The 11,120-nt window shown below is 56.0% G+C and carries 13 protein-coding genes; 9 read left to right on the top strand and 4 right to left on the bottom strand.

The window, feature by feature from the left end; all coding sequences use genetic code 11:
- Positions 1–35 precede the first annotated feature (35 nt).
- The 8 genes from ACQ4N7_RS07195 to ACQ4N7_RS07160 all read left to right on the top strand — a co-directional run bounded on the left by ACQ4N7_RS07195 (position 36) and on the right by ACQ4N7_RS07160 (position 7,357).
- A complete protein-coding gene (locus tag ACQ4N7_RS07195) occupies positions 36–812 on the top strand; it encodes a ComF family protein (protein WP_430710934.1) in 777 nt (258 codons plus the stop codon).
- A 106-nt stretch (positions 813–918) separates the two neighbouring features.
- Positions 919–1,128 carry a hypothetical protein gene (locus tag ACQ4N7_RS07190; protein ID WP_430710933.1) on the top strand — a complete coding sequence of 70 codons (210 nt, stop codon included), beginning with the start codon at positions 919–921 and terminating at the stop codon, positions 1,126–1,128.
- A 368-nt stretch (positions 1,129–1,496) separates the two neighbouring features.
- On the top strand, positions 1,497–2,555 hold the full coding sequence (locus tag ACQ4N7_RS07185; protein ID WP_430710932.1) for an amino acid ABC transporter substrate-binding protein: 1,059 nt from the start codon (positions 1,497–1,499) through the stop codon (positions 2,553–2,555).
- Positions 2,556–2,743: 188 nt separating this feature from the next.
- A complete protein-coding gene (locus ACQ4N7_RS07180) occupies positions 2,744–3,922 on the top strand; it encodes an amino acid ABC transporter permease (protein WP_430710931.1) in 1,179 nt (392 codons plus the stop codon).
- Positions 3,923–3,925: 3 nt separating this feature from the next.
- A complete protein-coding gene (locus ACQ4N7_RS07175; protein WP_430710930.1) occupies positions 3,926–5,143 on the top strand; it encodes an amino acid ABC transporter permease in 1,218 nt (405 codons plus the stop codon).
- Positions 5,144–5,466: 323 nt separating this feature from the next.
- Positions 5,467–6,246, top strand: coding sequence for an amino acid ABC transporter ATP-binding protein (locus ACQ4N7_RS07170; protein WP_430710929.1), 780 nt, complete (start codon positions 5,467–5,469; stop codon positions 6,244–6,246).
- Positions 6,247–6,367: 121 nt separating this feature from the next.
- Positions 6,368–6,751: a DUF2358 domain-containing protein gene (locus ACQ4N7_RS07165; protein WP_430710928.1), complete on the top strand. Its 384-nt coding sequence runs from the start codon at positions 6,368–6,370 to the stop codon at positions 6,749–6,751.
- Between the two features lie 186 nt (positions 6,752–6,937).
- Positions 6,938–7,357: a hypothetical protein gene (locus ACQ4N7_RS07160; protein ID WP_430710927.1), complete on the top strand. Its 420-nt coding sequence runs from the start codon at positions 6,938–6,940 to the stop codon at positions 7,355–7,357.
- Positions 7,358–7,488: 131 nt separating this feature from the next.
- Here ACQ4N7_RS07160 and serS read toward each other — a convergent pair whose 3' ends face one another.
- The 4 genes from serS to ACQ4N7_RS07140 form a co-directional block, all read right to left on the bottom strand.
- Positions 7,489–8,766 (bottom strand): serine--tRNA ligase, encoded by a 1,278-nt coding sequence (gene serS, locus ACQ4N7_RS07155; protein WP_430710926.1) that lies wholly within the window; start codon positions 8,764–8,766, stop codon positions 7,489–7,491.
- A 71-nt stretch (positions 8,767–8,837) separates the two neighbouring features.
- Positions 8,838–9,077, bottom strand: coding sequence for a NifU family protein (locus tag ACQ4N7_RS07150; RefSeq protein ID WP_430710925.1), 240 nt, complete (start codon positions 9,075–9,077; stop codon positions 8,838–8,840).
- 336 nt (positions 9,078–9,413) lie between these two features.
- Positions 9,414–9,557: a chlorophyll a/b-binding protein gene (locus ACQ4N7_RS07145; protein ID WP_073606607.1), complete on the bottom strand. Its 144-nt coding sequence runs from the start codon at positions 9,555–9,557 to the stop codon at positions 9,414–9,416.
- Between the two features lie 162 nt (positions 9,558–9,719).
- Positions 9,720–9,932, bottom strand: coding sequence for a chlorophyll a/b-binding protein (locus tag ACQ4N7_RS07140; protein ID WP_430710924.1), 213 nt, complete (start codon positions 9,930–9,932; stop codon positions 9,720–9,722).
- A gap of 192 nt (positions 9,933–10,124) precedes the next feature.
- Between ACQ4N7_RS07140 and ACQ4N7_RS07135 the strand changes: the two genes are divergently transcribed.
- Positions 10,125–10,889: an SDR family NAD(P)-dependent oxidoreductase gene (locus ACQ4N7_RS07135; protein WP_430710923.1), complete on the top strand. Its 765-nt coding sequence runs from the start codon at positions 10,125–10,127 to the stop codon at positions 10,887–10,889.
- Positions 10,890–11,120 lie beyond the last annotated feature (231 nt).

Below are 11,120 nucleotides of genomic sequence, written 5' to 3'. Positions count from 1 at the left end.
AACCACAGCCCTGCTTTTTTGCCAGGGAAAAGTCTATGCGCGTCTCATCCTCAGCTCAGAGCTGGTTTGGCCAGGGTAAACAACAGCTGCTCAACCTTTTTTTAGCCAGCCCCTGCCCGCTGTGCCAGCGATCGACCGCGGCGGTGCTTTGCCCCAGCTGCTGTCGCCAGGTGCGGCAGTGCCAAACCTCAAACCCCTGCGATCGCACTATTCCCGGCCTAACAGTCGTGAGCTGGGGCCGCTACGAAGGCAGCCTGCGCCAGCTCATTGGTAGCCTCAAGTACAGCGGCCACCGCGAGATCGCCCAGTTTCTGGGTGCCGAGCTGGGGCAAACCTGGCGCGATGGCTTCTTAGGGCCGGTCTTGGACCGTCGCGTTAAAGCCGGGGCATCGGCTCGCCCGCTGGCAGTCGTGCCCATTCCGCTGCATCCGGGCAAACTACAGCAGCGGGGCTTTAACCAGGCCGACCTGCTGGCCCAGGCCTTTTGCCGCCTCAACCGCCTGCCCCTGCACAGTCACGGGCTGCGGCGGGTGCTGGCTACCCAGGCCCAGCACAGCCTTAGTCGGGCGGCTCGTCAGCAAAACCTGGCCCAGGCCTTTGACATCGAGCCCCAGCAGGCCAGCGCGCTGCGCCAAACAACCGTGTGGCTACTAGACGATATATTTACAACCGGAGCAACCGCCCAGGCCGCGGCTCAAACCCTGCGGCGTCACGGCATTGCGGTAGCAGGCATCTGCACCGTAGCCCGTGCGATCGCCTGGAATGCCGAATCTGGCCCTACCAGCTCTAACGGCATTTCACTCCCGCGGTAGATTGGTCGCCGGGCAACCCTGTAGAAGATGTTAATAATTCTTTGGCTCTGCTGCACATCAGGCCGAGTGCATTAATATAAATCTAAAGAAATTATTAACAACTGCTATGAACCCTCAGCTCCTACGACACCTGTGGTCTTTGGTAGAACGGTCGCAGAGCAGTCATCTCCTTGCCTTAGATGACAACAGCCTGGTGTGCTGGCTGTTAGATCAATTCGCCGGACAGCAGCCTATCGACCAAACCGAAACCGATCAGCTCCACGGTTATATCCGCGCCAAAATTCCCCTCATTCGCGACCTGGCCCAAGGGCGCTAGTGGTCTGTCAGGCCTGATTTTGAGAATCTGCGTAGGCTGCATCCGCCAGCGACGCGCCACGCCATGACCAAGCAGAAGTAGCACAATTTTAAGTCTTAACATCGACAGGCACTGGGCCAAATTCTTAAGAGCCCAAGGTGCTGACTTTTGTCGCGGCTGTAGAAACTGAATCCGTTACGGGCTAGCGGGACTGGTGCTTTCCTGTTGCCGGAGCTAGTGGATCCGCCCTCTTTGCATCTTCCTGCCGATATATTGTTATCCTTGATGCAAAATGAAAACTCAAACCGTTGGAGTGTTAACAAGTGCAACACTCTCGGTTGTTAAAGAGTGTAGATTTTGCAGTGTTTTTTGTGAGTGAGGATTGATTCATGCGTAAGTGGGGTTTACTCGCAGCTGCCCTGGGGCTAACGATGGCCGCCTGCGGTGGCGAAACCACGACCACTGCCGATGGTGAAGCGGGAGGTACGGCTACTGCCGGGAGCCGTTTAGACGTTGTCAAGGATCGGGGCCAGCTAATCTGCGGTGTTGACGGTGGCATTCCGGGCTTTAGCTTTGTCGATGAAAGCGGTACCTACTCGGGTCTCGACGTAGATGTATGCAAGGCCGTAGCTGCCGCTGTTTTGGGCGATGCTGAAGCCGTAGAATACCGTCGGCTAGACTCTACCGAGCGCTTCACGGCTCTGTCGGGGGGTGAGGTCGACATGCTTTCCCGCAACACCACCTGGACGATTAGCCGCGATACCAGCGTTGGTCTGGAGTTTGCGCCAACCACCTTCTACGATGGTCAGGGCATGCTGGTGCGAGCCGACAGCGGCATCGAAACCCTCGAAGACTTTGCCGGTCAGGCCATCTGTGTTGAAACGGGGACCACCACCGAGCTCAACCTGACCGACCAAATGCGGCAGCTAGGTGTAGATTTCGAGCCCGTGGTGTTTCAGGATGCCGATGCCGCCTATGCCGCCTACGACGAAGGCCGCTGCGAAGGCATGACCTCCGACAAATCGCAGCTGGTTGCCCGTCGCAGCACTCTGCCCAACCCGGATGAGCACGTTCTGCTCGATGTCACCATGTCTAAAGAGCCCCTCGGCCCGGTGACTGTCAACAACGACTCCAGCTGGTTTGACGTGGTCAAGTGGGTCACCTTCGGTCTGATTCAAGCTGAAGAGTATGGTATCAATTCCGAAAATGTTGCCACCTTTGAGGGTACAGAGAACCCTGATATTGCTCGCTTCTTGGGCGCTGAGGGCACTTTGGGTACCGACATGGGGCTACCCAACGACTTCATGGTGCAGGTGATTAGCCAGGTGGGCAACTACGGCGAAATCTACGAGCGCAATGTTGGGGCCGACTCTGAGTTTGAGCTGGAGCGAGGTCAAAACGCATTGTGGACCGAGGGCGGTCTCATGTACTCCCCCCCCTTCCGCTAAGCAAAATGGGGGGCAACATGTTCCCCTGATTTATGTTTCGCCAATCTCTGAAATCTAAAGGGCGCAGCTAGACTGCGCCTTTTTCATAAATCCTTGTAACAAATTGAACTTTTCTTGACATCACTCTTAGATTATTTTGCATACAGCCTTTCTACGACTTTTCTACGACTTAACCGCAGGTGATATAGATGACTCACGATAGCGGCAGTAAATCCTTCAATGTGAAGGCCATGCTGCGGGATGAGCGATTCTGGAAGATTGCCTTTCAGGTAATTACGCTAGTCGTTGTCGTTCTCTTGCTGAGCTTTTTCCTGGGCAACTTGAACCGTAACTTAATCCAGCTGGGGCGGGCGTTTGGCTTTAGTTTTTTGCTCAACCCGGCTGGCTTTAGTATTGGCGAAAGCTTGATTCAGTATCGTCCCAACGACCCCTACTGGCGAGCGCTGATGGTCGGGTTGGGCAACACGCTGACCCTGGTGGCGGCGGGAATTGCCCTCACCACGCTGCTGGGAACGGCGGCAGGCGTGGCCAGCTTCTCTAAAAACTGGCTGGTGCACAAGCTGAGTCGGGTATACGTGGGCCTGGTTCGCAATATTCCGCTGCTGCTACAGCTGTTCTTCTGGTACTTCGCTATTTTCGGCGCTCTGCCCAACCCGGCTAACCAGCTTGATGTGCTGGGGCTGGCTTTTCTCAACAACCGGGGGGTGTATATTCCCTGGGCCAGCAGTGCGGTGCTGGCGGTACTGGGCATTGCCGCGACGATTGGGGCCGCGATCGCCGCCTTCTACCTATGGCAGTGGCGCACCAAAATTCGCATTGAAACTGGTGTGGGTGGGCAGAAGCAGGCGATCGCCCTGGCGGCGCTGGGTCTGGTCTGGCTCGCCATCATCGTCTTTGGCATGAACTGGACTGTGCCTGAGGGCGTTGAGGGCGGCGGTGTTACCGGCGGTCTGCGGCTGTCGCGGGAGTATGTGGCCGCGCTCACGGCGCTGGTGTTTTATACCTCGGCCTTTGTGGCCGAAATTGTGCGGGCGGGCATTCAGTCGGTGTCGAAGGGCCAGTGGGAAGCGGCCCGTTCTCTAGGGCTGCATGCAGGCATCGTGATGCGGCTGGTGGTGTTTCCCCAGGCGCTGCGGGTGATTATTCCGCCCATGAACAGCGAGTACATGAACCTGACTAAGAACACCAGTCTGGCCTTTGCGATCGCCTTCCCTGAGATGTACTCAGTGGCAACCACCACCTACAACCAAACCGGGCGGCCGGTGGAAGTATTTGTGGTGCTGATGGCCACCTATCTCATTCTTTGCCTACTCATCACCCTGGTGATGAACCAGTTCAACCGGGCCGTACAGTTCAAGGAGCGCTAACCCATGACCACCGTAACTCCCGATTCGTTTTCCTCAGCGCCCCCTGAAGTCGTTGGCCTTGGGCCGGTGGCCTGGGCCAAAAAAAACCTGTTTAGCGACTGGTTCAACAGCCTGCTGACCGTGGTGATTGTCGGCATTTTTGCCTGGGGAGCCATTCGGCTGACCTCCTGGGCCTTAACCACCGCTCAGTGGCAGGTGATTCCCAATAACTTTGGCCTGTTTATGACGGGCACCTTTCCCTCCGGTCTCTATCCGCGCATCTGGGCCTTGCTGGCGATTGTTTGCGGTCTGGCGGGGATATCTTGGGGGGTGCTGGGCCGCAATGTCTCGACCCTGTTTAGCCGCAGTGTGCTGATTGGCCTGGGGGTAGTGTGTGCCTTTATTGTGCTGTTTCCGCCCACCCGGCCCAGCTCCCTCAAGCTGCTGCCGATGGTCGCTCTGGTGGCGATCGCCGCCGCCGCCGGTCGTCAGGCGGGGCGCAAATTTCCCGGCATTGGCAAATGGGTGTCGCTGGCCTGGTTTTTGTCGTACTTTGTGGCCCTCTGGCTGATTGGCGGCGGTCTGGGGCTTACCCCCGTATCCACCAACGACTGGGGCGGGCTGGTGCTGACGCTGTTTACCGCCGTGAGCGGCATTGCCCTATGCTTTCCGCTGGGGCTGCTGCTGGCCCTGGGGCGGCGCAGTGCCCTGCCGGTGGTGCGCTGGCTCTCGACGGCCTACATTGAGCTGGTGCGGGGGGTGCCCCTGGTGGCCCTGCTGTTCATGGGGCAGGTGATGATTCCGCTGTTTTTGCCGATTGGGTCGCGGCCCGATCGCATTCTGCGAGCCATTATTGCTTTAGCGCTGTTTAGCGCCGCCTACCTGGCCGAAAACGTGCGGGCTGGCCTGCAGGCGGTGCCTCGCGGCCAAAACGAAGCGGCGATGTCGCTGGGCCTCAACACGCCTACAACTCTGGGCTTAATTGTGCTGCCGCAGGCTCTCAAAATTGCTATTCCGGCGATCGTGGGTCAGTTTATTAGTTTGTTTCAAGACACCACGCTGCTGTCAATTGTGGGTCTGGCAGAGCTACTGGGCATCGGTAAGTCGATCTTGGCCAACCCTACCTATCTTGGCCGCTATGCTGAGGTCTACCTGTTTCTCGCCGTGATTTACTGGCTCTTTTGCTACGCCATGTCGTTGGGCAGCCGCAAAATCGAAGAAAAGCTCAATACGGGCCACTGATCGCAGGCTGTTGTACGGGCTAATCATTTACGGTCCGCACAATAGCCGGGGCCATACTGATCTAGGCTGTGTGCCAACCCGACTCAAATGTCTCTCCGTGTAACAGTTAACAGTTTGGAATCTAGAAACCTCCTAGGGTTAAGGCAAAATGGCAATATCTGCCATGGGTAAAGGTATTTATACCAAGTCCAGCTCGGAATCTGTAATCTTCCCATAGGTAGAATTCCACTTCTGGACTTGAATTTGGTTTAGTGCCCTTGAGTTCGTTGTTGATGCGTCGTTAATAACCCCATTCAGGGGCTGAACTTACGAGGAAAATGTTCATGACACAGTTTCAGACGGAGCAACCATCGGCCCAACACACAAGCACGGAGCCCGTTATTGTCGCCCGCGATGTCGAGAAGTGGTACGACAACGGCTTCCACGTGCTTAAGGGCGTCAGCATGACGGTCTACAAAGGCGAAGTGCTGGTCGTTATGGGGCCGTCTGGTTCGGGAAAATCAACCTTTATTCGCACCTTTAACGCCCTGGAACCCTACCAGAAGGGCAGCATTGAGGTTGACGGTATTACCATTTCCCACGACCTCAAAAATATTGAGGCCATTCGCCGCGAAGTGGGGATGGTGTTTCAGCAGTTCAACCTGTTTCCTCACCTGACGGTGCTGCAAAACGTTACCCTGGCCCCCATTTGGGTGCGCCGCTGGCCCAAGGCCAAAGCTCAGGAAGTGGCGATGCAGCTGCTAGAGCGAGTCGGTATTTTAGAGCAGGCCCACAAGTTTCCGGGACAGCTTTCCGGGGGGCAGCAGCAGCGGGTGGCGATCGCGCGCTCCCTGGCCATGCAGCCCAAAGTTATGCTGTTTGACGAACCCACCTCTGCCCTTGACCCCGAGATGGTGCGGGAAGTGCTGGATGTGATGCGATCGCTGGCTGATTCCGGCATGACTATGGTCTGCGTCACCCACGAAGTCGGCTTTGCCCGCGAGGTGGCCGATCGCGTCGTGCTGATGGACGGCGGCTACCTGGTCGAAGAAAACACGCCCCAGGAGTTTTTCAGCAACCCCCGCGAAGACCGCACCCAGAAATTCCTTTCCCAGATTCTATAGCGAGATTTTGTAGAAACTGGTCTTTAGAGCGGTTTAAGCGAAATCACCCTCAGGCTCCAGGTGCTGTCGTCAACAATGTCGATAATAAAGACGACGGTACTTGCCTAGGGAGGCCACCTGTATGGACATCCTCGATCAAATTCGTCTCGACTATCAGCACTTCCCCAAAGACCAGAGCTACCACCTGTACGCCGAAAACGTGTACTTTAAAGACCCGCTCAACGAGTTTCGCGGCGTCAATCGCTACCGGAGCATGATCGGGCTCATCGATCGCTTGTTTAAGCAGGTCAACCTCGATCTGCACCGTATAGAGTACGCCACTCCTACTCAAATTAACACCCACTGGACTCTCAGCTGGGTGGCCCCTGTACCCTGGCAGCCGCGCATGAGCATTCCTGGGCACAGTGAGCTAGCCCTCGGCGAAGACGGCAAGGTAATTTCCCATATTGACTACTGGCACTGCTCTCGGCTGGCGGTGCTGGGTCAGCTATTCGGTAAAAAATAAGGCATGGAGTGTCCCGTTGGGTAGGTCATAGCGGGCCGAGGGCGACTAGGTTGCCTCTTATTACAGAGAGAGGCTATAGCGGCGGTAAAAGCGGCTCCTCCTAGGCAAAACAGGGAGAAGATGGCTAACATTGCTGTCAAAGTCTGTCAAAAGCCGAGATCGATTTGGGTGGGAGAGAATGTAGATATGCGAACAATACAGAAGACACTGGCAAGGGCTTGTTTACTGTTTGGGCTGTCCATTTCGCTGCTGGCGGCTGTCTACGCAGTTGGGTCTGGCGAAGATTTTGAGCTTGAAGACGCCGCTGAAGCTGGGGTTGCGCTAGTTATCTTTGGCCTAGCGCCTACGGCTCTGGGCGGCTGGCTAGCGTGGAACCTGCGCCACGGCAGCCTGCAAACATCCCAGTCCCTGTCACTACAGCAGGAGCAGATGTTTCTACAGCTGCTGCAAAACCAGGCGGGGGACCTCACCATTATTCAGTTTGCGGCGGCAGCACAGGTGCCGATCGAGCAGGCCAAAGCGTTTCTAGACCAAAAAGCTCAGCTGCTCAACGCCTCCTTTGATGTGAAGGATAGTGGTGCGATCGTCTATCGCTTTCCGCTTTAAGGCTTAGGGCGTGTCGTCAATGCTCGCTGCTATTCCTGCCCTATCAGCGTTGTCACGCCCAACCCCTCCAAAAAGGCTAAAGGCTGTAACCGCTGATGATTGCGCCATTGGCAACTCATCGATGGCAGACCCTAAAGGTACTCGCGCCCCAGGTAAGGTTGCAATACCTCCGGCACCCGTATTGAGCCGTTAGCCTCTTGGTAGTTTTCTAAGATGGCGGCCATAGTGCGACCAATGGCCAGCCCCGACCCATTCAGGGTGTGCACGTATTGAGTGCCTTTCTGCCCCGCTGACTTAAAGCGCACATTGGCGCGGCGAGCCTGAAAATCTAGGCAGTTCGAGCAGCTAGAAATCTCGCGGTAGCTGTCAGAAGAGGGCATCCACACTTCTAAATCGTAGGTTTTGCAGCTTGAGAACCCAAGGTCGCCTGTGCAGAGGGCCAGCACCCGGTAGGGCAGCTTAAGCTGTTGCAGAATATCTTCGGCATCCTTCACCAGCGCTTCTAGCGCATCAAAGGAAGTGTCGGGGTGGACAAATTTGTACATTTCCACCTTATTGAACTGGTGGAGGCGAATTAGGCCCCGCGTGTCTTTGCCGTAGCTGCCCGCCTCGCGCCGAAAGCAGGGCGTGTAGGCGCAGTACTGAATGGGCAGCTGGTCGGCACTCAAAATTTCGTCGCGGTGCAGGTTAGTGAGGGGCACCTCGGCGGTGGGGGTAAGCCACAGGTCGTCGTTGCGACACTGAAAGCTCTCTTCGGCAAACTTGGGCAGTTGCCCCGAGGCGGTGAGGGCCGCCGAGTTGACCAGGTAGGGAGGAATAACTTCGTAATAGCCTGCTTTGATGTGGCGATCGAGCATGAAGGAAATCAGCGCCCGCTCTAGGGCGGCCCCGACTCCCATCAAGGCCACAAAGCGACTCTGGGCAATTTTTTCGGCGGCGCGCTTGAAGTCGAGAATACCCAGAGTTTCGCCAATTTCCCAGTGGGGCTTAGCGGGCTGCTGGGGCAAATACTCATCGCCCCAGCGGCGCACCTCAACATTCTCGGTTTCGTCTTTGCCAACAGGGGTGGAGTCGCTGGGCAGGTTGGGCAGGCTCAGCAAAATCGCTTCGATCTGACCCTTGATCTCCCGCTCTTGGGGCTCTAAGGTTTGCAGCTCGGCCTTGACCTGATTGCCCTCGGCTTTGAGGGCAGCGACCTCTGGCCCATCGGGGGCGGCACCAGCTTTAATCGTCTGGCCGACCTGCTTACCAATTTCGTTACTGCGGGCCTGCAGCTGCGATCGCGCCGTTTCTAGCTGGCGTTGCTGCTGGTCTAGCTCTAGCAGCGGGGTCAAATCGTACTTGCCCCGTTTACCCAGAGCAGTCTGCACCTGCTCTGGGTTTTCTCGTATTTGCTTTAGGTCTAGCACAGCAGCCCTCTAAGATCTGATTCTCTGGCGTTAGGAAAACCCCTTGCCAATAGATCAGAATATCAGCATTCCTAAAATACCTGCTCAATCTCGGCAATTTCAGGAATAAACTCGCGCAGGCGGCGCTCGATGCCCATGCGCAGCGTCATGGCAGAGCTAGGGCAGGAGCCACAGGCCCCCTGTAGCCGTAGCTTAACGACAGGGCCATCAATTTCTACCAGCTCTACGTTGCCGCCGTCGGCCAGCAAGTAGGGGCGCAGCTCGTCGAGCACTTGCTCCACATTGGGGGCAGTAAGGGCAAGGGTTTCCATAGGGTTATATTCGCCAAACGCAATTGTGAACTACTACCATTTTAGGCAGTTTGCCCCTAAATCAGAGCGCCAAACTCAATCATTTCTTGAGACAGTGCTCAGCCGACTCACTGGCAACGTCGCTTTCAGCGCTGACTAGGCCCTACCTAGATGTCCCTAGAACTCCCTTGGCATCTCCTACACAGGCCTGTGTAATGTCAGAGGTGGATCCGCTTCATTAACATTATCCAGCTCCGCCAAAACACCACAACGAAAAAGGGGAGCGAACAATCGCTCCCCTTTCCTATTCAGTTGTTTTATTCAATTGTCATATTGAGTTATCAGGCTGTAGGCAAACTACATAATACCGATTTGGGACAAAATGCCTTGCCCAGTCAAAAACTCGGTAGCTACACCAATCACGAAGCCCAGCATAGCCAGACGGCCGTTCCAGGTTTCTGCAAAGTCAACAAAACCGAACTTGGTCTCTTTGGTTTCCATGATGGATATCTCCTAGGTGATTAGAGGGGCGAAAATCAATATCCTGTTACTTAACGTAACATATGTCTTTGGAATGTGTGGATTAAAACGATGACTTTTTCCGATGCTCACAATTAAATCGCTCAATGGCATGGTGCCAGATACCCCTAGCCTGAGCTAGGCCTACAGATTGGTGAGCCAGGTAACAATACCGTGGCCGGTCAAAGCCTCAAACAGAATTGCAGAGGCGAAACCAATCATGGCCAGCCGACCGTTCAGCTTCTCGGCGTACCGGTTAAAGCCGAACTGCTGGCTGTCATCGATATACACCTTGGGCTCGACGGCAAAGTTGTTGAGGCGACCGCCCTCTTCTGTGGTGTAACCGCTAGTCGTCATAGATTGCTCTCCGTTTCTTTTGCTTTGTGTCCTGATTGTAACACATTGTAAAGAAATATTGCAAAACCATTTACATTTTTGGAAGAGTGGCCGTGGCTGTACATTGGCTATGGGTGCCTTTTAACCCCCTTATGCAGGGGCAAGGGCTACCGTTGAAAGGTTTGGGTGCCTTACCACTGGTGGCAATGGCTGATGACACTAATTGATTTGCAGAACAGCACGGTATTGGTAACGGGCGGTTCCCGCGGTATTGGGGAGGCGATCGCCCGTACCCTGCACCAGGCGGGGGCGTCAATTTTGCTTCACTACAGCCAGGGAGAGGCCGGGGCCAACCAGATCGCAGCTGACCTGGGGCATGAGCGTGTTTATCTGGTGCAGGCCGATCTGGCGGTGCCTGGAGCCGCCTCCGCCCTGTGGCAAAAGGCCCTGGCCCAGGGCGGAGCGATTAACGCCGTAGTGAATAACGCGGCCACTATGCCCGCCGCTGCTATTACAGACCCCTGGGATAGCTGGTCGGCGGCCTGGCAGGACACGCTCCAGGTCAACCTGGTTGCTATGGCCGATCTATGCCGTGAAGCAATTTGCCATTTTCAAAGCCAGGGCGGTGGCACGCTGGTCAATTTAGCCAGCCGGGCGGCGTTTCGGGGTGATGGGCCGGAGTTTATGGCCTATGCGGCCTCGAAGGGCGGAGTGATTGGGCTGACCCGCTCGATCGCTAAGGGGTTTGCCCAGGATGGGGTGCGGGCCTATGCGATCGCGCCTGGGTTTGTTCGCACCGATCGCATTGAGCAGGTGATGGCGGAGCGAGGGGCGGAGTATGTTACTCGCGACATTCCTATGGGGGCCCCGGCGGAACCGCAGGATATCGCTAATTTGGTGGCCTTTTTGGTGGCGGGGCTAGCGCCCCACGCGACGGGGGCGACGTTTGATGTCAACGGCGCGTCTTATTTTCATTAGGGGTTTTGTTTGAGGATGTAGGGTGCATTCGCGCCAGCAATGCACCGCACAGGTCTGCTGAGATAAACTTTTTTAGCCAAAGATCTGGGCTTGCGGCGCACAATCTAGTGCAGCGTCAAGACTTAATTTTAGGGTAGACAGACGCGAGCTTACAGCGTGCGTCGTCGACCTTCATCTGCCAGTCAACCCCGCGCTGGATGGTGTTGACATCACGCGACCAGGCAGCTGTTT

The sequence above is a fragment of the Nodosilinea sp. AN01ver1 genome, from assembly GCF_050565655.1.
GTDB lineage: Bacteria > Cyanobacteriota > Cyanobacteriia > Phormidesmidales > Phormidesmidaceae > Nodosilinea.
This window is presented reverse-complemented; position numbering and strand designations above follow the sequence as displayed.